Source organism: Ktedonobacter sp. SOSP1-52, assembly GCF_016587395.1.
In genome coordinates this window covers 671,812-694,067 of sequence record NZ_BNJH01000003.1, presented here as the reverse complement: position 1 = coordinate 694,067, position 22,256 = coordinate 671,812, and the positions used below count along the sequence as shown (strand labels likewise).

The following is a 22,256-nucleotide window of genomic DNA, read 5'->3' as shown; positions in this document are numbered from 1 at the left end:
ATAAGCTTTTCGCAGGTTTATGTGTAGCGCCTACCTACCTGCTAAACATACAAGGAGGGCACGACATGGCACCCTGGTGGCGCAAACCCCTACAGACCGCTGGTGATCTCTCTGGCTTTGCCGCTGGCACCTTCAGGCTCCTCTCACGACGCTCTCTTCCACAGAAGCAAGGCACCCTGCACCTCTCAGAACTGCATGAGCAGGTTGAGATCATTACCGATCACTACGGTGTTCCCCATATCTATGCTCAGAATGAGGATGACCTGTATTTCGCTCAGGGCTATATCCATGCCCAGGAGCGGCTCTGGCAGTTGGAACTAAATCGACGCATCGGCTCGGGACGCCTGGCTGAGATTTTTGGTCCCATCGCGCTTGAAGCCGACCGCTTTAGCCGTCGGCTAGGCATGCACCGCTCCGCAATCGAGTCTGTACAGCAACTCACTCCCCATATGAAGCGCATACTCGATGCCTATGTACTGGGCATCAATACCTTCATCCAGAACCACCAGCATCGCCTGCCTGTCGAGTTTTCGATCCTACGCTTCAAGCCCGCCCCCTGGACCCAGGCCGACTCACTCCAATGGGGGAAGATGATTGGTTGGAACCTCAGCGGCAACTGGGAAACCGAGCTTACCCGTGCGCGCCTGATCGCGAAAATCGGCGTCGAGCGTGCGGCCAAGCTCGAAGCAGGCTATGATCCTTCACACCCACTCATCATTCCACCTGGCGTGGCATACCAGGGCATCAATGCGGGACTCCTCGACCAGTATGAGCGCCTGAAGGAACTCGCAGGCTTCGGTATGCTGGGTGGTAGCAATAACTGGGTCGTAGATGGCACCATGACAACAACTGGCTCGCCTATTCTCTGTAACGACCCACACCTGGGGCAGGCCGCGCCCTCCATCTGGTTTGAATGCCACCTCAACGCCGGTGATATCGATGTCGTGGGCGCCACCTTCCCCGGCGCGCCCGGAGTGGTCATCGGGCATAACCGCGATATCGCCTGGGGCGTCACCAATGCCGTCTCTGACGTGCAGGACCTCTATGTCGAGAAATTTAATCCCGGTAACCCGCACCAGTATGAATACCAGGGTAAATGGGAAGAGGCGAAGATCTACCGCGAGGTCATCAAAGTCAAGGGCGCGGACACCGTGGTCGAAGATGTCCGCGTGACCCGTCACGGCCCCATCATTACCCATCTTCCGGCTCTCGACTCAGGCAAGAGTGAAGCAAGTGAGCTTCCCATCGCCATTCGCTGGACGGGCCTTGAGCAGTGCAATATCGCCTGGTCAGTACAAAAGATAAATCGCGCCAGCAACTGGGATGAGTTTCGTGATGCCCTGCGCGATTGGGATGTACCGCCGCAAAACTTTGTCTACGCCGACCGCCAGGGCAACATCGGCTATATCATGGCTGGCGCGATCCCTATTCGTCCTGGAGACCAGCAGGCGCTCTTGCCTTCACCAGGATGGACTGGCGAATATGAGTGGCAAGGCTACATTCCCTTCGAGGGGCTTCCACAAACCTTTAATCCCGACCAGCACTTTATCGCCACGGCAAACAACCGCGTCATCGACGACAACTATCCTTACTATATCAGCAATGAGTGGCTCAATGGCTATCGCGCCCAGCGTATTCGCGACCTGCTCACTAGCGGCGGCAAGCTCTCGCCCAGCGACATGGCAGGCATCCAGGCCGATCGGTACTCTATTCCTGCGGAAGAGATTGTACCCTACATCTTACAGATCGAGCCACGAACACCTCATGAGCGCGCCGCACAGGACATTCTACGCACCTGGAACCATGTCCTCTCTCCCGACAGCATCGGAGCAGCCATCTACACCACCTTCCTGCGCAAAATTGCGCGCATTGTGCTTGATGTGCTTATCGGAGACGACCAGGAGTTACTCAACAGCTACCTGGGCGTAGGCGCGACCATCCTCGCGACCATGAACGGCTACGCCAGCCGCGAGCGCCCCCTACTCATCCGCCTGCTCAAGGAGCATAACGACGATTGGTTCACCGACAGCGTGATGCGCAATGGTCCTCGCACCTGGGAGGCAGCCCTACGCGCCGCCTTTGAGGCCACGCTTGGCGAACTACGGGATCGCCGTGGCGAAAACATCCTCAACTGGCAATATGGCTCCGTCCATCGCATGACCTATAACCATCCCCTTGGTAGCGTCAGGGCGCTGGAGAAAACCTTTAATCGTGGCCCTTTTGCCGTTGGTGGCGACATAGACACAGTTAATATGGGCGCCGTCTCGCCCCAAAATCCCGATACGGTCATTACCGTACCATCCTATCGCCAGATTCTAGACCTGTCCGACCTGACCCACTCGCTCTCAGGGCATGCCCCAGGCCAATCGGGACATCCCAACAGTCCCCACTATGACGACTTCATCCAGATGTGGCTTGATGTGCGCCACCATCCCATGCTCTTCGAGCGCAAACACATCGAAACCCTGGCTGAAGGCACGCTCAGCCTCCACCCACCTCACCAATAAGATTCATAAGAAGGGGAGGGTGGAGGAGATTGAACAGGTGTCAATCTCCTCCACCCTCCCCTTCTTATGCCCCCAAAATCTATCAAAATATAGAAAAAACTTTACATAGTTCTGAACTTTTCTTGAGAAATGCCCTGTATAGTATAGCTATGTCCTGACAGAGTGAGTCACAGGCTTTGACAGGTCATTTCTACCAGGATCCAGGGCTTGCTTATACCCCCAAACCAAGCAAGCCTTTCCTTTTTTATGCGCCTGTTGCCTTCCCTAACCTCAAGAAAGGCCTACACCCTTTTAACAAACCGCCTGATTGCCAGGTAATTTGTAGGAACCATGCTGGCATGGCCTTGGCCCCACTGGTTGAGCGTATCCCGTGGGCAGGAAAAGTCCAATCTAGCTTGGACCCTACGTGTTTTTAAGAGGGTTCTGTATACAAAAATACTACTTTTAGGCTTTTTGTATACTCATTTACCAACCAGTAAGTTATAATCTCTTGTGCAAGCAAAGCTTAAAAAGGCGTAGGCACTTTATCCTAAGATTAGCACATACAAACAAGGTTATATCGCGTCTCCGCAGGCAGAATCCGACAAATTTCCCCTTCTTGAGCTTTCCCTCTTGACAAATACAATTGCAAACAGCTATACTCCTTATAACAAATAGTTATTATTGATTGTGTATATCAGAATGAAACTAGCCGAAAAAATCAAACACTTGCGCGCCGTCGAAGGCGAGTTGCGCGGTTATAATCGCCCCATGACGCAGATGGAAGTCGTTAAAGCGATGCAGGAAGAGCTTGACGCGAGCATCAGCCAGGCCTATTTCTCTCAGCTCGAGAGCGGTAAGCGCCTGCACCTGACTGCATCGAGTCGCGACCTGCTCTCGCGCTTTTTCAATGTCCATCCCGGTTACCTTGTCGATGATCCGCCCGACTTTAGCACCGACCTGTTGACCTCGCTTGACACCGGAAATGATCGCTTGAGCACCTGGCTGGATGCCAGTGCTGCGGAGTGGCGCTCTGAACCTGAATTGTCAGGCTTTTTGCAGTTTCTCGCCAGCACATCCGATCCCCGGCGCTACCTGGCGCTCTTTCAACGCCTGGCCACGCTCTCACTTGAGGAACTCGGGGCCGTCGCCGAAGCCTTAACCAGCAACGCGGAGCCTGTTACAGAGAATGATCAAATCGCCGCCTATTTTGAAGAATTTGGGAACGAAGAAGTACTATAACCATTGTATCTTTCCGGCGAACTTACGTCTTAGTTAATAGATGTCCAGCGTAACGCGTCTACAAGGCATGCACCATCGTCGCACCCGAAGCGGATTCAGGTTGGAGATAGAACGTGCTCATATGGTAGCCGCGAGAAAGGAAAAGGTCTTATCATCGTGCATATGCGTCAAACCGGACTACAGAATGTTCAGGTGCATGGACTGCCCCTGGCCCGTAATCCTCTCTTGCAGCGCCACCCGGTTCTGGTCCCTTCGGTCCTGCTGTTAGGTGCGCTTCTAGTTGGCGCAATCGCGCTTTATTCGGACAAGCTCTTTCCCTGGCTGACATTGCTGGGTATTACACCATTTCCCTTTTATCTTTCTATCGCGCTTGCGAGCGGCCTTGCTGGCATGGTCGCTACAGCTATTAGCCTGGTCGAAGCTTTCGACCGGGCGCCAGCAGGAACGAACCGGAAATGTGGTCTACCTGGAGATAAAGGAGCCGTGCTATGCTAGCAACTGATCCGCTCTCACTTGTCTTTCTTTTCTGTTTTCTCTTTGGGCTTCTCTTCCTGCTCGCTGTAGCCTTCCTTGGCCACTTTGGACACGGACACGCGGCAGTTGGGCACGATGCGGGAGTGGGACATGGCGTAGGACATGGCCTGGTACATGGCTTCCAGACCCATGTGAGCGATCCCTTTCATGCCGCACATGCCCCGGCCATCCACAGCAATGGAGGAACACATGCGGCGAATGGTCAACACACGGGGACCCAGAGCAGCGATGCTGGTCATCACTTTTCGCTTCTCTCCCTCTTCAATCCAACCGCGATTGTGCTCTTTCTGCTCTGGTTTGGCTTCTTTGGCTACATGTTTCATAATGCCACTAATCTAGCGCTTCCATTCACTATCATTGGGGCTGTCGTTGGCGGCTTCATTGTAGCAGTTCTTATTATTAGCCTGCTTGATCGCTTAATTGGGCAAAGTGAAGCTTCGACTGTACAGGATATCTCGGAGCGAACGGGGTTGGTAGGAAAGGTCAACAAGACTATTCCTAGCAATAATCTCGGCGAGATCATCTATGTTTCACCTGGGGGGCATCGCAAGAGCATACCCGCCCGTACCCTGGATGGCAGACGTCTGGAGCGTGGGCAAGAGATTGTTGTGCTCAACTACCAGCGTGGAATCGCCGAGGTTGACACCTGGGAACACTTCATTGAGCAAGAGGGTGATAAGCTCGATACAGGTGAAGTAGATGAGTTACAGGCTCTTCTCAACAATTTAGAAGCACAAGATACTTATGTTATGCGTCAAAATATGCAAAAGGAGTAAGGACTAATGGACCTCACACTTACTGTTGCCATTGGGGCTGTTGTCCTCGTTGTAGTAATTCTTATTCTTTTACGAGTTATTGGCGGCCTCATGCGCAAGGTTGGTCCTAACCAAGCCCTGATCGTCTATGGCACCAATGGAACAGATGTCATCACCGGAGGAGCCAGGTTAGTCGTGCCGCTTTTCCAGCGTGCACAGGATTTCTCACTGGAGTTGATGTCCTTCGATGTTGCACCTACCCAGGCGCTCTATACCACTCAGGGCGTGGCCGTCAATGTCGAAGCCGTAACCCAGATTAAGGTACGCTCGGATGAGCAGAGCATTAAGACCGCCGCCGAGCAATTCCTCAGCAAGACCCGCGAGGATCGCGAGAACCTGATTCGCCTGGTAATGGAGGGTCACCTGCGTGGTATTGTCGGTCAGTTGACGGTCGAGGACCTGGTGAAAGATCCAGAGAGCGTCGGCGGCAAGATGCTGCGCACCGTCAGCCCCGATATGGATAAGATGGGTCTTGAAGTCATCTCGTTCACGATTAAAGATGTACGCGACGAGAACGACTACATCACCAATATGGGTCGCCCACAGATCGCGCGCATCCGTAAAGAGGCCGATATCGCCTCCGCCCTGGCCCAACGCGATACGCAGATCCAGCAAGCCAGCGCCTCACGTGAGGCAGCCGTTGCCCGCGCCCAGGCCGACCAGGAGCGCGTGAAAGCCGAAGCCGAGTCTCTCGCCCTCCAGGCTGAATCACAACGTAACCTGTCGATGAAAAAGGCTTCCTTCGAGGCCGAGGTCAAACGCCAGCAGGCCGCGGCAGACAAATCCTATGATGTCCAATCCAACATGACGCAGCAGCAGGTCGTCGCCGAGGCCGTCAAGGTTACCGAGGTTGAGAAACAGGCCCAGATCAAAGTGCAGCAGGCTGAAATTCAACGCCGCGAACTCGAGCTGCAAGCAACGATTCAGAAAGCTGCTGAGGCCGAGCGCCGCCGCGTTGAGACGGTTGCCGAAGCCGACCGTCTGCGCCAGATTCTCGAGGCTCAAGGTCAGGCTGAGGCCGCACGCGCCAAAGGCCAGGCTGAGGCCGACGCCTCACGCGCTCGTGGTCTCGCCGAGGCCGAGATTACTCGCGCCAAAGGTCTCGCCGAAGCCGAGGTCATTCGTGCCAAGGGTGAAGCGGAAGCCGACGCCATGAAGGTCAAGGCCGCAGCCTTCCACGAGTACAACCAGGCAGCTGTACTCGACAAACTGCTCTCCAACATGCCGGAAGTAGTACGTGCCATCGCCGAGCCTCTGAGCAAGGTCGACAAGGTCACAATTGTCTCGACCGGCTCCAATGGTAGTTCAGATGGTGTGGGCGCCAGCCGCCTGACCGGGGATATCGTCAATATGGCGGCCCAGGTACCCGCGCTCTTCGAACTGCTAAGCGGTACTCGTATCGGCGATCTCATGAGCCACGTTCCAGGCCTCTCGGACCAGAACGGCAGTGCTCCCAATGGAGCCAAGGTCAACGGGACGGTTGAGGTTACCAGTGGAGATAGCTCGAAAGAGTCATAGTCACCTGGATTACGGCGGGCAAAGGGCAGACGAGAATAATCTCATGCCCTTTCCCGCCTCTCCCTTCCCAAAGGTCATCTTTTCGAAGCGCCCATTTCATCTGTTTCGTAATGAAACATAGAGCTGCACTATCAGCTCTATACGTCTATACATAACAGTACTCATCTGCGCCTGCTGGCACTGCCGCTGTCTATATCACAATATCGGGAGAGAAGCTTATGAATCTGCTGGAGCGAGTGCTCACCCTGCTACGGGCAAATCTCAATGTGGTTGTGGAGAACGCTGACGATCCCGAGAAAGCGCTCAAACAACTTCATCTCGATATGCGCAATCAACTTGTGCAAGTTAAAACGCAGGTCGCGACCGCTATCGCAGAGGGGATAAAGCTACAAAAACGCCAACAAGAATGTGAGGCCACGGCAGAAAGCTGGCTCCATAAGGCGGAGCAAGCGGTACAGCAACATAACGATGAAGCAGCGCGCGACGCGCTTGTGCATTATAACGACCTTACACGTCAGGCAGAGCACTTCCTTAACCTGAAACAAAACCAGGATCGCCTCGTCTCGATGCTTCGCTCGGCCCTGCGCCAGCTTGAAGGGAAAATAGCCGAGGTCCAGACCACGCTCGAGACACTGGAGACGCGTAAACGCAACGCCCTTATTCAACAACGCGTCCTTGAGGCTCTCAATAAACAGCGCGAGTCAGCAGTGGATGGTACATCCAGCCCTACATCTTCTAGCGAAGAAGAGATACGCGCTCGTGCGCAGGTTCAGCGCCAGCAACAGGCGGCCAATCCCCAACCGAAGACAACGTCAAACCTCGAGTTACAACTACAGCAGTTAAGAAAACGCGCATCCAAGCCTGCGACGTTCTCAGAGACACCAATTGAAGGCAACAGCACGCCGTCTACCAGGCGCACAACGGATCAATTAACCCCCAATCCGCCTACGCCTCCTCATCTCCCCAATTCAGGAGAGCTAAATCTAGACCAACTCAAAAAGCTCCTCAACACCGAACAGGGCTGAGGAGCCAGGTTCATCCGATCACGCCAGGGAGAGCTTGTTACCAGTTCCAGGCCAGAGAGGCAATCGATAACAAGATAATGATAGCGATTCCGATACCAATTCCTACCATAAAGGAGAAGCGATTATTCTCCTTCTCTTCCTGGGATTTCTCTGGTGTCTGCTCTATACTCTTGCTTCCGCTCATAACTATTCCTTCGCTCCTGCTAGATAACATCATGTGCCAATTAGGTACTTGGGCCCTCGCGCCTGCGGCAGCCAGGGGCACCACACCGCCTATAATGCAGCATTCACCGCGCTCTCGATATTTGCAACAATACTCAGGCTCTCCGCGGGGTTTGCCTCATGAGTAGTAATGACTACTAAAAAGGCTGATCGTCTGCTACCCACTATGCGCGCCATTATATATCGTCCAGCATTGCGGAGCAACACATCCTCGCATGCCCCCAGCCACCTAGCTCTGCTCCCTGCTGGGCACTCTTCATCATCGCGCTTAGCGGAGCACATAGGGGTGTGACATCGCTATCATCAACGGAGATCTGTGCCAGTGGGGATCCCTCCATGCTTACCACGGCTGCCGCGACAAAACCCTTGACTGAGTAGCCCAACGTCTGAAGAGCCGTGATGAGGGCAGGATAGTTAAAGGCATCGCGATTCTGGCTCTGGTCAGCCTGGGCGCTTTCCACGCCGGGTATGGAATTATTGATAGGCAACGGGCTACTTGTATTACGCGCCTGGAAGGATTGCAAATGATTATTGGTGATTGCGGGCCGGCGCATCGTCTCTCCCCCCACCTCATTGACGGTTTCAGACCTGACCGCTGGTTGCATACCACTCCCCTGTTGCAGGGGATACAGTCCGCTAGATCCATAGACTGGACCCGAACCACCGGCCTGGTAAGGGTCACTCCACTCACCGCCCTGAGCTGGTGAACTTACCTGTCCTGGCTCCGTCATACCTAGCCGAATAACCGGTAAATTTGAAGCGGTGGGCTGATCCGTTAACCATGATGGCAGGGGCTGCTGCGCCAAGATATCCTGGGGCACCTGCATCGATGGTTGTGGGGCAAAAAGTTGAGCCTGCCCATCATTGCCCGCTTCAGCTTGCGCGGCTGGCCGCAAGCCATTCGTGTTTGCTACCTGTCCCTTGCTCCACTCGCGCATCGTAGCTTCATCCAGGCGCGGCAATTCGCCTGTGCGCTCCCACCACTCCTTCTGTGCCTCATCACTCATCCCAACACCACCCTCATCCTGCTGTGTAATTGCGGGTCCAAAAATTACATCACGTAGTCCACTCTCAGGCACTGGTTGACCCAGTGGCTGCGCGGGGAAACTTCCGCTCCCAGCGTTTAGCCCCTGTGAGAGAGCGGAGTGAATGCCACTCGCTGGCGTCTGATTCATCTGCCCCAGCGGCGTAGAAATTCCAAAATCCTGGTCTGTCTCAGGCATAAATGGCATATTCCCTACAACTGGCATCGACCCGGAAGGGGAGCCAGGCGTGGGCCATATGTCGGACATGCTGCCGGAGGTTTCAGGAACGGAGAACTGCCCAGGCATTACACCAGCGATATTGGGCGCTGGAAGTTGTCCCGATGGTTGTGGCATACCACCTATGACCGGGACCTGGCCCGAGAGATCATACATACCATTGGTGGCGGGGAAAGCGCCCGAGGGCTGTACTGGTATCTGTCCTGAGGCTCCCTCTGTCGTAGCCACCATGCCAAAGGGGGTATCATCAATATCATCAAAGGAGAGAGCATTGAGCACTGGCTGAGCGCCCGTCGGCTGGGGCATCTCCCCCTGTCCATACTTGGTACGATACTGGAGGGCCTGCATAATCAAACGTGATAACGGCTGCTTCACATTAGGAATCACCTGCCCATTCCAGGGCTGATGAATCACTGTACCATTCTTATGAGCAGCGAGCGCAAAAAACGCCTCCTCGCCTCGCAAGAAACCGTACTCCGCCCATACAAGCTCACCATTCTGAAAGCGCAGGAGTCCCCGCTCCTCCAAGCCCGTATTCACCAGCAGCGCGATATTCTTGCGGCTCATCGTAATGATTTGAATCACATCCAGCAGATCAAAGGAATCCAGGTCAACGGTAAAACCAGTATCATCCTGCATACGCCGCAGCTCTTCTCGCAGCAAGCGCACATCTAGCGGTTTCTCCAGGTAGCTCACAGCACCATTCTCTAATGCCTGCGTACGCATCTTCTCCGCTTTTATGCCGCCCAATAATACTGTACGCGTATTGGGATGATATGCCCTCAACCATTGCAGCAATTCAAATCCCTCTATGCCAGGTGCGTCGAGATCGCATATCACCACGTCATACTCATCGGCCCATAACGCACGTACGGCGTCACCACCATTGGTGACGCCCCAGACGCCATAGCCGTCGTTGCGCAAGGCATTTACGAGCTGCTGGCCAATATGCTCATCATCTTCAATCACAAATATGCGCGATATACTTGACATTATTCTACCACCTACAACAGACCTGCCCTGTTCTGCTCTCTCATTGGACGCTTTTTTCTGCTTTCAGACGTGTTTAACCGCAGCCTGGCAACTGCGGCTTATGAAAGGCTACCGGCTGCGTTACAAAACAGGTGTTTATTTTTCCTTCAGCAAATTGCAATACGCAAGTCTTCAATACGCGTATGACATCTCTCGCAAGGCTCTTGGCCCTTGCGCTACTGCTTAAATGCGATATTCTTCTCTAAAAAGCTATCTCTGTGAGTGTATCACGATGCACTATGGATGGCAATAATTTCGCGAATTGGGCGCGGGAAGTCCCATTCACGCTCACGGTTTGATGCACCTTTTCCAGCGTGTTATACTCCCCTACAGGGGAGCGTTTTTCATAGTAAACCCTCCTCTTGAATAATTTCGTTTATTTTTTGGAGATGCTCTTATGACTGGTCAGGAAATAAATCGTGACGCGTGGAAACAGGCTGCAAGCGAGGCGGCAGCTCAGTTAGTTGAGGATGGCATGTTAGTAGGTCTGGGTACCGGTTCAACGGCGGCCTTCTTCATTCAGGCACTTGCCAGGCGCATGCAACAGGGGTTACACATCGCGGGTACCATTTCCTCCTCGCTCGCGTCGCAGGAACTGGCACAAAGCCTCCATATTCCTATCACCGATTTCGCCACTCATCCCTCACTGGATATTTATATAGATGGGGCTGATGAAATCGACTCCCAGCTTAACCTCGTCAAAGGCGGGGGAGGGGCGCTCCTGCGCGAGAAGATCGTGGCTTCCGCATCGCGGCGCTTTGTTGTCATCGCCGATCAGCTCAAGCTCGTGCAACGCCTGGGACAAAGCTTCGCTTTGCCCATTGAAGCCATTCCCTTCGCCGCCCCCCTGGTCTCACGCAAGTTGACCAACCTTGGGGCAACGGTCAAGCTTCGCGGTGGCAACACCACGCCTTTCATTACTGATAACCATAACGTTATTCTCGACTGCACCTTCGCGGATGGCATTCTTGATCCCGCAGCCCTGGACGAACAGTTACACCATGTTGTCGGTATCGTCGAGACAGGCCTCTTTCTCGGCATGGCTCAACAGGCCCTCATTGGTGGGCCTCACGGAGTCCAGGTCCTCCCCTAACATCTTCTATGAATATTCTTGACAGTCATAGGAATTGCCGGGTATATTTCAACAATAGATCCATATCCACGAATGCATCCGGCTTCTCTAGCTATTTTTACCTTGATCTACGTTTAGCTCGCGCGCGAGCAGAGAAACATAGATCCAACACGAAGGAGTGTTCGCTTGAGCAAAGTTGAACAGAAGACACAAAGCATGGATCCCACACATCCATGGAAACTGACGACCGAGCGAATCGTCATTGCTGCGATGCTTGCTGGCCTTACGGTATGTATCACCCTCATCCCTGGCATCGGCTTTATCCCGGTTCCCAATGTCTCTGGTAACGCGACAACAGGTCATATTCCTACTATTATTGGCGGCATCGTCGGCGGCCCAATCGTCGGCCTGCTTACAGGCTTTATTTTTGGTCTGATGAGCCTCCTACATGCCTCTAGCCCGCTCTTTAAGGACCCGACTGTTGCGATCCTACCCCGTATCTTTATCGGCCTGACCGCCTGGGCAACCTTCGCCGCGCTCAAACGCTTCAGCTTCGACGTGGCGGCTATCAGCGCGGGTGCCATCGGCTCACTGACGAATTCGGTCCTGGTAATCTCCATGGGCATGATCAGGGGCTATATCCCCGCCAATGGCGTTATCCTGGCAAGCTTCCTGCCCCAGGTTATCGCCGAGGCGATTATCTCAGCCATCTTCGCCGAAGCGGTGGCACGCAGCTATGCTATCGTTCAGCAACGCCTCGTGCATGCTCCGGAGACCAAGGCTCGTGAGGAACTTCCCTATTAGCGCCGGGGAGATATGCGGCGCGTAAGGACACCGGGACTATTGCGCTTCCACTCCCTACTTACAGATAAACCAGATAAACACTATGCTTGAAGTTCAAAACGTTACCTTTCACTACAATACGCAGGAGGTCTCAACCCCTCCTGCGTTGCGCAATATTAACTTGCTCATCCAGCCAGGCGAGACTGTGGCGATCATCGGTCACAATGGCTCAGGCAAGAGCACGCTCACACGCCTGCTCGCCGCGATTCTCCATCCAACCCAGGGCGAGGTACGCGTTGATGATATCTCCACAACCGCGCGTGGTGAGGACCTATGGACCATTCGCCAGCGCGTCGGCGTTATTTTCCAGAATCCCGATGATCAACTCGTCGCCAATACCGTCATCGACGATATTGCCTTTGGACCAGAGAATCTAGGTCTCCCTCGCCACGAGATTGAGGAGCGAGTGCAGGAGGCGCTCTCCAGCCTGGAGCTGGGTGCCTCAGCGCAGCTTCCCATTAGCGACCTCTCTGTAGGGCAGAAACAGCAAGTCGCCATTGCTGGCGTACTGGCAATGCGCCCACGCTACCTCTTGCTCGATGAACCTACCACGATGCTGCCAGGTCACCTGGTACGCTCGCTCCTCGCCACGGAGCAACGCCTGGCACGCGAACGGGGCATGGCCGTCATCCATATCACGCATTTTATGCACGAGGTTACAGCCTTCCAGCGTGTCCTCGTCATGCACCAGGGAGAGATTCTGCTGGATGGCTCGCCCAGTGAGATCTTCTCACATGCTGATCAGCTAGAAACCCTTGGGTTGGATGTTCCCATGGTCACGCGGCTAGGAGAGCGCCTGCGCGCCCGTGGCTGGCAACACCTCTCTGACGTCATTCTCACTCCCGAACAACTAAAGGCGGATCTATGCTCTTCGAACTCTTCGAATTAAAAGATGTGCGTCATACCTACCTGCGCGATACGCCCTTCGCCACAGAAGCCCTGCGTGGTCTATCGCTCACTATTCCAGAACACCAGATTACCGCCCTGGTGGGACCAACCCGCTCCGGCAAATCAACTGTGGTCGATATCCTGGCTGGACTGATTAAAGCCGCGCCAGGGACGCTCTTCTTTCGGGGAGAAGATGTGACGGCCCCATCCTTTGATCGCGAACGCTTGCGCACCTCAGTTGGCGTCGTTTTTCAGTCTCCCGAGTCACAAATCTTTGAGGAGACGGTGGGTAAGGATGTCTCTTTCGGCCCATTACGGAAGGGAGCCTCTTTCGCCGAGTCGCGGCGGCTGGTGCAAACGGCGTTAGAGGATGTTGGGCTACTCTATGAAGACTTTCGCACACGCTATACCTACGCCCTGAGTGGAGGCGAGAAACGGCGCGTCGCCATCGCCGGTGTCCTGGCTCTGCAGCCCGCTGTGATTATCTTCGATGAGCCGACAGCGGGACTCGATCCGCGTGGACGGCGAGAATTGCTGGCCCTCATTGAACACTTGAAACAGACCCAGCAGATGACGATTATCTATGCCTCTAGTAGCCTGGAAGAGGTCGTGGACCTCGCAGACACCATTCATGTGTTGGACCGGGGACAACTCGCCTTTTCAGGTGCACCACGCGGGATCCTCGCGCGCGCTAATGAGCTTGTGAAGCTTGGAATAGAGTTACCGGAGGCGGTCCGCATTGCCCTGGTCTTGCGCGAGCACTATCCCGAATTCCCAACCACCGTTTTTACGCTCGACGAACTGGAAGAGGCCATAGTACAGCATGAGGAGCTTAGAATACGTAGTGGAGGGCAACGATCATGATTGAAATCTCGCGCACCATCACCTTTGGTCAATTCATCAATAATCACTCGCCTCTGACGCGTATGGACCCGCGTGGCAAGCTCCTATGCCTCATCCTGCTTATTATCGTTACCTCACTCATTAAAAGCTTCTCAGCCTTCGCGGGCCTCTTGCTCTTCTGCATTCTGATACAGATTCTCTCGCGCATCTCTACACGTTATGTGCTGCGCGGCTTCCGCCCCTTCCTGGGCTTTCTTGCCTTTATTTTCGTGCTTCAGGTGCTCTTCTACACGGGCCAGCAAGAGACAATGTACTGGCATTGGGGGATGCTGAGCATCTCGCTTGAAGGCCTACATACAAGCGTCCTGGTCATTCTGCGCGTGCTTTTTCTCTACTATCTCTTCTCGATGTCGCTCTTCACCACATCGCTCGTCGACCTGACCGATGGTATGGAGGCGCTTCTCTCTCCACTCCAGCGCATAGGTATTCCCACCAATACGCTCGTGATGGTCTTTATCATCGCGCTCAAATTCGTACCCATTTTCACCGGCGAAATAGAGCGCCTGATTAAAGCCCAGGCCGCGCGTGGTGTGCGTTTTGACCAGGGCAATTTTCTGCAACGGGCGCGCAAAATCGCCCCCCTACTCGTCCCCCTCTTTCTCAGCGGCTTCAAACGAGCCGAAGCGCTCAGCACCGCCATGGAGGCACGCTGCTACGGTTTTCATCGTGGCTGGAGAAGGAGCCGACGCCGCCAGCTAACCTGGGCGCGCTTCGACCTGCTCGCCTCCCTCGTGACACTGCTCAGTTGCGCCCTCATCTTCCTGGCCTCACAAACTCTCCCCTAAAATAAGAAAAAGTTGCTATGGATGGGCAGGCGAAGTCTGCCCATCCATAGCAACTTTTTCTTATTTTATCCCTGAGTGCCGCAAGCGCGAAGCAAGAAGGAATATGATATGCTGTAGCCAGCACTTCATAGATATGCAAGTGAACTACCGCTGAGCTGAAGACACAGCGGCTTCTTCGGAAGTTCGTGTCTTCAGTTGAGTAGCTTCTTCGGAAGCCTGAGTTCACCAGACTCAGCCCCAGAAATGAGAGCTACGTTCGCTAGGTCATGACGCCAGTGGTTGACGCATCAGACCGCTGCTCTGTCGCCTGGGTTTAAGGAGGACTGAGGGAAGGTCCGGTGATCCAGGTGCAAAAAGCCTTTTGAACCTTGTCGAGATGAAGCCGGATTCTCTTCGTGGCTGCCGCGCCACCTGAAAAGGGCGTGGTAGCGAAGAGATACGCATCACCTGCTTTCGGGCAGCGTTTTTTGAGTCAATGGATCGTCTCTTGCTCACAAGAACAAGGGGCGGTCTGGCGATTCATCCACGAGGCTGAAGACCTCGTGGTTTTCTCGCCACGCGCATATAAAGAGAAAAGAGGATATAGAAGCCTGCATGGCCAGCCACATTTATCCCAACCTCCCCACCACACGCCTGCTCATTGTTCGTCATGGACAGACAAGCGCCAGTCGCGATGATGTTTGTTGTGGGACCACCGAACTCCCCCTGACCGATACAGGTCTGCTCCAGGCTAGAGCACTGGCCGAGAGCCTGCGAGATGAAGCCATTGACGCTATCTATTGTAGTCCCCAGCAGCGCGCACAGCAGACTGCCATTCCCAGCGCCAACCTGCTCAACCTGCCAATCCAGACACGGCTCGCCCTGCGCGAGATGGATTTTGGGCGCTGGGAAAACCTCCCACGTGAACAGCTGAAACAGCACTACCCAGCGGAACTTGCGGCCTGGGATCGAGGCTCCTGGATGGTCAATCCGCCTGGCGGCGAGACACAGCAGGCCGTCCTGGCCCGTACCGTCCCCTGCTTGACCGAACTCCTGCTGAAACATAGCGGGCAAACGCTACTTCTGGTATCGCATAAAACGGTCATTCGCCTGCTTGTAGGCCATCTCCTGGAGATGTCCCTCTCGGCCAGTCGCCGCCTCAGCGTTAATAACGCCAGCATGACCGAACTCCATATCACGGGCGATTCAGTCCACCTGGCGCGCTATAACGAAACCAGCTATCTCCGCCAGTTGAATAGCTGAGGTAAATAAAGGGAGGTGTAGGAGGGTCTCCCTCCTACACCTCCCTTTATTTACCTCAGAATACGCCCTCGCTCTAGAGACTGATCCTTCCAGAGATCAAGATAGCGAGCAGAATCCCCAGGGTCAGCACAACCCCAAATTGCAGATTCAACATCGCAGTCCGCTTAATTCCTAGCATAAAGACTTTGCGGTCTGTTGCTTGTAAAACCGAGCGTACATTGCTAAAAGCCAGTGGGAAGGTGACCAATACAATCAGGCTGGTAATAGGCAACAGGCCAACCAGCACAAACAGGACTGTGGTCACATAGCTCCCCATAAGCAAGGTGGCATGATAACGCTTCCCAAAATTTAGGCCAAAACGCACTGGGAGCGTCTTCTTGTTGACCGCCAGGTCATCCTGGTAGTCACGTACATTATTCATGTTCATGATGGCCATGATCAGGAAACCAACAGGGATGCTGGCTGCAAAGGCCGGCCAGGACCAGTGCTGAATCTGGACATAGTAGGCACCCCAGGTCATCAAGAGGCCCATGGCGATATAAACCATGATATCGCCCAGGCCGCGACTGGCTAACTTGAAGGGGCGAGCGCTATAGAAGTACGCGATTAAGAGACCAGTCAGACCAAAGAGGAGGATTTCTGGGCCAACCAGAAACACGAGCAGAATCCCCAGGAGGGCCGCGATGACAAAGCAGCCGATAGCACCACCAAGCACCTGACCAGCGCTCATCTCGTTACGGAAGATCACAGTCGAAGCCCCCAGAGACCCCTCATGATCCAATCCATAGGCATAATCAAAGTATTCGTTAAAATAGTTAGTGCCAATCTGCAAGAAGAGGCAGGAGACAAAGGTTGTCAGGAAGATGAGGGGATGAAAGGTCCGCTCATATCCAGCAATAGCCGTCCCAACCAGCAGTGGGCTTACCGTCGCCACCAGGGTAAAGAGGCGCGCAGTCTTTAACCAGTATTTCCAGCCGGGCTGCTTGCTCCCTACAGATGGTTGAACAATGTTTTCACTCATAATGCCGTTTTAACCCGTTCTGTATCTTTGTTTGTATGGTCACAGTGGGCAGAACACCCTCTATGTAGACCGATAGATACAAGCCTGAGGAGGCTAGATCTATGTCATGCCTTTGTTAAACATCTCTATACTAAAGATAGTAACTCTTACATAAGCTGAAGTCAAAGGTTTTGTGTGCATACAGTGATACAGGCAAAGCCTGGTGACAAGACACAAACGCGGAGAGGAAGCATCATGAGACAAACGCTTCACCGTTGTCTCCTTCTCTCACACTGATGTTATCGACAGACAGAGATTCAAGAAACGGAGATTCAGCAATGGCAAATATAGATTTTGGCACTTCACACGAGAAACACACCATTAAGAGCGTTCCTAAAGACGCCCATGATCAATACTTTCGCGTCACAGACCAGGTCTCGGAAGAGGTCTGGTACTGGGCAGCGCTCATCTCTATTGTAGCTTCGGCGTTTCTGTTTTCTACCAAAAAACGTGATTGGAGCCTCTTTGTTGGTCAATGGCCCCCTACGTTCCTGCTCTTCGGCCTGTTCCATAAACTCCTGAAGCCTTCACACTAGAAGCTTCGTGTAAGTACTGGGTCCGTTTTGTCTTCCACATGAATAGAGCAAACGGACCCTTTCTCCATGGTATTCTAGAGCACCACCGCAAGGAGGAGGCGCATGCAAACCCCAGCAAATATCAGGAAATGGACTGAGTTAAAGGGCATAGCGGCAGTATCTCTGGATACAGGCAAGAAAGTGGGAACCATAGAAGATTTTTACTTCGAGCCACAGACAAGCGCTATTTACGCTTTCCAGGTAAAGACTGGCCTGTTTGGACATCACGCGCTTCCTCTCGCGCATATCAAAGCCATTGGTGTCGATGCCATTACCTTTGACAGCGAGAAGAACCTGGCCAAAGAAGAGAAGGGCAGCCACCTGGCAACCCTACCCCTGGCAAGTGTCCTGAACCAGTATCGTGTCCTGAGCGAAGGCGGCACCGTTGTAGGAACCATTGGCAATATCCTACTGGATGTTGTTGACCCAACACAGGTGCGCCTGGCCGGTTTTGAACTGGCCGGTGGCCTACGCGAGAAACTCAGCGGGCACCATCACATGTTTGGCGCCAATCAGGTGGCCAGCTATGGACATGATGTCATCGTTATCCCCGATGCCGTCGCCCAAACGTTTCAATAAGCCTCTCGCCACGACGTGATTTAGTCAGTGTAAGGGTATGGTGACCGAATGGCTTTGCCATTCGGTCACCATACCCTTACACTGGCTTTTTATCTTCACGGCGGATACCTGGAGCAGGATAGGGCAGTTTGAAGACCGAGAAAAGGTAGTAGAGCGAGGGAACAAGGAGCACCATCCCCGCGAGCACACAGATCAGCGCCACCTCAATCACGTAAGCCTCGTTGGACGAGCCATCAATAGTGTAGTGCGGTGGTAGAATATACGGATACTGTGACAGACCCCATGAACTCAACAAGAAAGCAGCCTCAGTAATTATGACCACACGCGCGATTCGATAGCGCCGAAAGAAGAGCGCGGCAGCGGTTCCCAACCCAATGAGCATCGTCGCGATGACGACAGGCCATGCGCGTGTGAGCATACCATTCCACAGCAAGGGAGCATATACAGTAGACAATGCCAAGCCTAGGGCGCCAAGAACCGCCGTAATCGCGCCTACTATCAAGGCACTATTTCGATAGAAGCCGGCCAACTCATCATCATGGGCCGAGCTGGCTTCAACGGCCAGGTAGACCGCGGCCAGCGTCGAGCAGAGGGCTATCGCCATCAAGCCAATGACGAGCGCGAAAGGGCTCAACCACGAAGCCATATAGGTGGCGTCCGGCTTCCCGGATGCTGGCAATAGCTTCCCGCTGGCGACCGCGGCGGCGCTTAGTCCCAGGGTAAATGGTGTGAGCAGGCTTGCCACACTAAAGACCGTCTCCCAGCTGCTGGCAAACGTGCCTTCGGCATCCGTCGCGTAGTAGCGATAGATAAAGGCAGCTCCTCGCAAGACAATACCAATCAGCGCAAAGGTAAGTGGGAGGAAGAGCGCGATGCTCAGAGCTGCAAAGGCAGCGGGAAAGATGGTAAACAGTCCCACAATCAGGAAGATGAGCCAGACATGGTTTGCCTCCCAGACGGGACCCAGCGCGTGATGAATAAGCTCGCGCTGCCTCTGCCTGCTGCGGCCAAAGGCAACGAGATTCCACACTCCCGCGCCAAAGTCGGCTCCCCCCAGCACCGCGTAGGTAATCAAGGCCCACCAGAGCACAATCAATGCCGCTAACGCTACATCCATACTTATACCCCCGCTCTCTGAGCTTGCTCCTGCGGCACCAGCCGCGGCATCGGCGTGCGCGCCACACGTAAGAGGAGCCAGACCAGTGCTACACCTAGCAGTATATAGATACCTGTGAAGGCCAAAAAGCTCTCGTTCAACCAGGGTGCGGTTGTGGCCGCGTCCCGTGTACGCAAGAAGCCATAGATCGTCCATGGTTGTCGACCAAGCTCAGTGACCATCCATCCCAGTTCCACCGCCAGGAAGCCTAGCACACCTGAAACAACGATTCCCCACAACAAGAGCTTATGTTCAGGGGCCTTACGCCTCCTGAGGAAGAAGAACAGCCAGTAGACAAAGGCGATAAAGAGCATAAAGAAGCCCGAACTCACCATGCCATCAAAGGAGAGATGTACCAGGGGCACATTTGGCCAGTCATCACGCGGAATTTGCTCCAAGCCCTTCACTTTGGCGTCAGGGTTAGCATAGGCTAGCAGGCTCAGGCCCCTGGGAATTTCCAGCGCATAGCGCACCTCGCCTGTGCTCGGGTCTACCAGGCCACCAATTGTGATCGGCGCACCATCCTGGGTCTTAAAGACCGCCTCCATAGCCGCGAACTTGGTTGGCTGGTAATTGGCGAGAAAGCGTGCGTTAAAGTCGCCACTGACAATCTGGAGTGGAACGGCAACGACCGCCATCAGCATCCCTAGCATCAAGCCCTTGCGATGGTAGTCATCGCGCTTCCCTCGCAGCATGGCCCAGCCATAGACGGCGGCGACCGCAAAACCAGTTGCCACATAGGATGCCAGCATCATATGCACGGTCTGATAGGGCGTGCTGGGATTAAAGATGGCCTGAAAAGGACGAATATCCACGACCTGCCCATTTTTAAAGACAAAGCCAGCGGGAGTATTCATCCAGGAGTTCGCGCTGACAATAAACCAGGCCGAGGCCAGGCCACTAATCCAGATGGGGAAGGAGCAGAGCCAGTGTGCTCGTGGCGAGAGCTGAGCCCAGCCATAGAGGTAGAGGCCCAGAAAGATCGCCTCCAGAAAGAAGGCAAAACCCTCTAGCATGAAGGGTAAACCAACCACCCGGCCAGCGAATTCAATATATGTTGGCCAGAGCAATCCCAATTCAAAGGAAAGAATCGTGCCTGAGACCGCGCCAATAGCGAATAGAATCGCCGCGGCCTTCGCCCAGCGCCGCGTGAGCAGCATCCAGGTCTGGTTCTTTGTCTTCAGCGCCAGGCCTTCGGCGATACATAGCAGCAGTGGCAGGCCAACGCCCAGGACAGAGAAGATGATATGAAAAGCCAGCGAGGTGCCCATCTGGGCACGCGCGGCCAGTAAATCTCCCATAAGATGCCCCTTGTTCTCCTGTTTCTATCTACCAGCACACATCATGCCATAAAAAAGCATGTCCTGTCATATTGTAGGCGCCAGGCTAGCAAGCGACAAACCGAAGCAGAAGAAACTTATGAGAGCAAGAGGGGACGAATATCAGACCAGCCATAGACCAGTTCTGTAAGCCTCTTGCCTCCAATCTCATCTTCCTGCTCGCACAATAGCGTGGCTCCCAGCGCTTCATAAAAATAGCGCGCCGAATTATCAGCCAGAACAACGACTGCCATTGATGTCATTCCCTGGCGCACAAATTGCTCTACCAGAGTACCCACGAGACGCCGTCCCAGGCCTCGCCCCTGCATCTCAGCAAGCAAATAGATGGCATAGAGTTCGCCATCATAGCCTGAGATACCCGTACGCTTCCTACCTCCATTCACGAAGGCTACAACCCTGCCGGTTTCATCTTCAGCTATACAAGTGAAAGAGGCTGCATCATCTCCTTGCTCCATCTGCAAGATCGTGTGCCACATCTGTTCACGCCGCTCATAGGAGAGCGCTGCCAGGTAGGCATCGGGCACCACGCCTTGATAGGTTGTGCGCCAGCTATCAACATGCACGCGCGTAAGCCCTGGAGCATCCTCCACACGCGCCGGGCGGATAGTCATCTGTCTGCTTCCATCGCTGAGTCTAGAATCGGTCATGCTATATTCCCTCCTTGAGATATGCTATAATTGCGCCGTGTAACCAAATGATAGCCGCCAGCCGAGACAGAAAGAGAGTGAGCCGAGAGTGTCACAGGAGAGACGTCAGGCGCCTACAGGCGTCAAGGGACCTAAAAATATTCAGCAACACCTGCAAGAAGGCGAGGTCGTGCTCTTCTCCGCCCCCGGCTTCTGGGATAACGGTGAAGTCAATTACAGTACCGCCTGCGAACTGGTGCTCACCAATCAACGCATCATTGGCTACTATACGAAGAGCTTCCCGCGTGAACATCTCTTCCTTGATTCGCTTCCCCTAGCCAATCTCACCCAGGTTTCACTCCGCCAGAAGAACTATGAGCCACTCTTCCGCGAACTTCTAGTCAGCGATGGCACACGCAAGATCTACATGCGCACCTCGCGCCGCCATATCGAGCGTCTCTACGCGTTGCTGAGCGAGACAACCGGCAAGAGCGAGGATACTACCCAGGATACCGCGACAGAAGACAGTTCGACGCCACACGAGAGTCCCAGCTATGCACGCCAGAAGGTGCGGACCTCATTTGAAAGCTCTTCACTTGGTATTACGGTGCTCTTCGTGGGTGGGTTGCTGCTCGAAATCATCGGCGTCGTGCTCTGGCGCACACAGGGCGCCGCTATTGGCACTCCCCTCTGTATCGCCGGCCTCGTTGCCGTCACCACTGCCCTCCTGGTACGCCGTCAACGCACCCTTAGTTAACAGCCTCCTACCTCTCGCGCCTGCGGCGCTTAGAATAGAGTGTGTGCGTGGGCAACGACAGAGCCGTTGTCCACGCACACACTCTATATTTTTTGCAGAAATGTGCCAGGCGTGCTATGCTTTTGGCTATATGCAAATCTGGCAGGCATCCGGAAGGAGTGGCCGAGCTTATTCAAGGAGGTTGGCAGGCGTCATCGTTAGCTAGCAACGTTGACACTCGCTTTTTGCGACAGGTACAATAGGATAGCCAAAGGAAACAAGGGAGTTTTCTTTTCTCCACGTCACACATCATCA

The 22,256-nt window shown here is 54.1% G+C and carries 21 protein-coding genes; 15 read left to right on the top strand and 6 right to left on the bottom strand.

Annotated features, from left to right (window positions below; all coding sequences use genetic code 11):
- The first annotated feature begins 65 nt into the window (after positions 1–65).
- The 6 genes from JMJ16_RS28615 (at position 66) to JMJ16_RS28590 (ending at position 7,620) form a co-directional block, all read left to right on the top strand.
- Positions 66–2,507: a penicillin acylase family protein gene (locus tag JMJ16_RS28615; protein ID WP_201387156.1), complete on the top strand. Its 2,442-nt coding sequence runs from the start codon at positions 66–68 to the stop codon at positions 2,505–2,507.
- Between the two features lie 681 nt (positions 2,508–3,188).
- On the top strand, positions 3,189–3,728 hold the full coding sequence (locus tag JMJ16_RS28610) for a helix-turn-helix domain-containing protein (RefSeq protein ID WP_201387154.1): 540 nt from the start codon (positions 3,189–3,191) through the stop codon (positions 3,726–3,728).
- A gap of 156 nt (positions 3,729–3,884) precedes the next feature.
- Positions 3,885–4,223 carry a hypothetical protein gene (locus tag JMJ16_RS28605; RefSeq protein WP_201387151.1) on the top strand — a complete coding sequence of 113 codons (339 nt, stop codon included), beginning with the start codon at positions 3,885–3,887 and terminating at the stop codon, positions 4,221–4,223.
- Positions 4,217–5,038: a hypothetical protein gene (locus JMJ16_RS28600; protein WP_201387149.1), complete on the top strand. Its 822-nt coding sequence runs from the start codon at positions 4,217–4,219 to the stop codon at positions 5,036–5,038. Before JMJ16_RS28605 ends, JMJ16_RS28600 begins: the two co-directional genes overlap by 7 nt.
- Before the next feature lie 6 nt (positions 5,039–5,044).
- Positions 5,045–6,595, top strand: a complete 1,551-nt coding sequence (locus tag JMJ16_RS28595) for a flotillin family protein (RefSeq protein ID WP_201387147.1) — start codon at positions 5,045–5,047, stop codon at positions 6,593–6,595.
- A gap of 218 nt (positions 6,596–6,813) precedes the next feature.
- The gene (locus JMJ16_RS28590; RefSeq protein WP_201387145.1) at positions 6,814–7,620 is read left to right on the top strand and encodes a PspA/IM30 family protein; all 807 of its coding nucleotides are present in this window, start codon (positions 6,814–6,816) and stop codon (positions 7,618–7,620) included.
- A gap of 37 nt (positions 7,621–7,657) precedes the next feature.
- Here JMJ16_RS28590 and JMJ16_RS28585 read toward each other — a convergent pair whose 3' ends face one another.
- Positions 7,658–7,804 (bottom strand): hypothetical protein, encoded by a 147-nt coding sequence (locus tag JMJ16_RS28585; protein ID WP_007906414.1) that lies wholly within the window; start codon positions 7,802–7,804, stop codon positions 7,658–7,660.
- Between the two features lie 214 nt (positions 7,805–8,018).
- Positions 8,019–10,097, bottom strand: a complete 2,079-nt coding sequence (locus JMJ16_RS28580) for a response regulator transcription factor (protein WP_201387143.1) — start codon at positions 10,095–10,097, stop codon at positions 8,019–8,021.
- 436 nt (positions 10,098–10,533) lie between these two features.
- Here JMJ16_RS28580 and rpiA point away from each other — a divergent pair, with 436 nt between their 5' ends.
- The 6 genes from rpiA to JMJ16_RS28550 all read left to right on the top strand — a co-directional run bounded on the left by rpiA (position 10,534) and on the right by JMJ16_RS28550 (position 15,869).
- Positions 10,534–11,229 (top strand): ribose-5-phosphate isomerase RpiA, encoded by a 696-nt coding sequence (gene rpiA, locus JMJ16_RS28575; protein ID WP_201387141.1) that lies wholly within the window; start codon positions 10,534–10,536, stop codon positions 11,227–11,229.
- Between the two features lie 165 nt (positions 11,230–11,394).
- Positions 11,395–12,012: an ECF transporter S component gene (locus JMJ16_RS28570; protein ID WP_201387139.1), complete on the top strand. Its 618-nt coding sequence runs from the start codon at positions 11,395–11,397 to the stop codon at positions 12,010–12,012.
- An 82-nt stretch (positions 12,013–12,094) separates the two neighbouring features.
- Entirely contained in the window at positions 12,095–12,940 is an 846-nt protein-coding gene (locus tag JMJ16_RS28565; protein ID WP_201387137.1) for an ATP-binding cassette domain-containing protein, read from the top strand.
- Positions 12,916–13,803, top strand: a complete 888-nt coding sequence (locus JMJ16_RS28560) for an ATP-binding cassette domain-containing protein (protein WP_201387135.1) — start codon at positions 12,916–12,918, stop codon at positions 13,801–13,803. Before JMJ16_RS28565 ends, JMJ16_RS28560 begins: the two co-directional genes overlap by 25 nt.
- The gene (locus JMJ16_RS28555; RefSeq protein ID WP_201387133.1) at positions 13,800–14,627 is read left to right on the top strand and encodes an energy-coupling factor transporter transmembrane protein EcfT; all 828 of its coding nucleotides are present in this window, start codon (positions 13,800–13,802) and stop codon (positions 14,625–14,627) included. The genes JMJ16_RS28560 and JMJ16_RS28555 overlap by 4 nt, the downstream gene beginning before the upstream one ends.
- 594 nt (positions 14,628–15,221) lie before the next feature.
- Positions 15,222–15,869 carry a histidine phosphatase family protein gene (locus JMJ16_RS28550; RefSeq protein ID WP_201387131.1) on the top strand — a complete coding sequence of 216 codons (648 nt, stop codon included), beginning with the start codon at positions 15,222–15,224 and terminating at the stop codon, positions 15,867–15,869.
- A 73-nt stretch (positions 15,870–15,942) separates the two neighbouring features.
- On the opposite strand, the gene menA is transcribed toward JMJ16_RS28550, so the two are convergent.
- Positions 15,943–16,890, bottom strand: a complete 948-nt coding sequence (menA, locus tag JMJ16_RS28545) for a 1,4-dihydroxy-2-naphthoate octaprenyltransferase (protein ID WP_201387129.1) — start codon at positions 16,888–16,890, stop codon at positions 15,943–15,945.
- Between the two features lie 317 nt (positions 16,891–17,207).
- On the opposite strand from menA, the gene JMJ16_RS28540 reads away from it, so the two are divergent.
- Together JMJ16_RS28540 and JMJ16_RS28535 are read left to right on the top strand one after the other, a co-directional pair.
- Positions 17,208–17,465, top strand: coding sequence for a hypothetical protein (locus tag JMJ16_RS28540; protein WP_201387127.1), 258 nt, complete (start codon positions 17,208–17,210; stop codon positions 17,463–17,465).
- A gap of 102 nt (positions 17,466–17,567) precedes the next feature.
- On the top strand, positions 17,568–18,083 hold the full coding sequence (locus JMJ16_RS28535; protein WP_201387125.1) for a PRC-barrel domain-containing protein: 516 nt from the start codon (positions 17,568–17,570) through the stop codon (positions 18,081–18,083).
- A 76-nt stretch (positions 18,084–18,159) separates the two neighbouring features.
- Here JMJ16_RS28535 and JMJ16_RS28530 read toward each other — a convergent pair whose 3' ends face one another.
- The 3 genes from JMJ16_RS28530 to JMJ16_RS28520 all read right to left on the bottom strand — a co-directional run bounded on the left by JMJ16_RS28530 (position 18,160) and on the right by JMJ16_RS28520 (position 21,226).
- The gene (locus tag JMJ16_RS28530) at positions 18,160–19,200 is read right to left on the bottom strand and encodes a cytochrome d ubiquinol oxidase subunit II (RefSeq protein WP_201387123.1); all 1,041 of its coding nucleotides are present in this window, start codon (positions 19,198–19,200) and stop codon (positions 18,160–18,162) included.
- Positions 19,201–19,202: 2 nt separating this feature from the next.
- Positions 19,203–20,540, bottom strand: coding sequence for a cytochrome ubiquinol oxidase subunit I (locus tag JMJ16_RS28525; RefSeq protein WP_201387121.1), 1,338 nt, complete (start codon positions 20,538–20,540; stop codon positions 19,203–19,205).
- 116 nt (positions 20,541–20,656) lie between these two features.
- Entirely contained in the window at positions 20,657–21,226 is a 570-nt protein-coding gene (locus tag JMJ16_RS28520; protein ID WP_201387119.1) for a GNAT family N-acetyltransferase, read from the bottom strand.
- Positions 21,227–21,314: 88 nt separating this feature from the next.
- On the opposite strand from JMJ16_RS28520, the gene JMJ16_RS28515 reads away from it, so the two are divergent.
- Positions 21,315–21,962, top strand: a complete 648-nt coding sequence (locus JMJ16_RS28515) for a hypothetical protein (protein ID WP_201387117.1) — start codon at positions 21,315–21,317, stop codon at positions 21,960–21,962.
- The last annotated feature ends 294 nt before the right edge of the window (positions 21,963–22,256 follow it).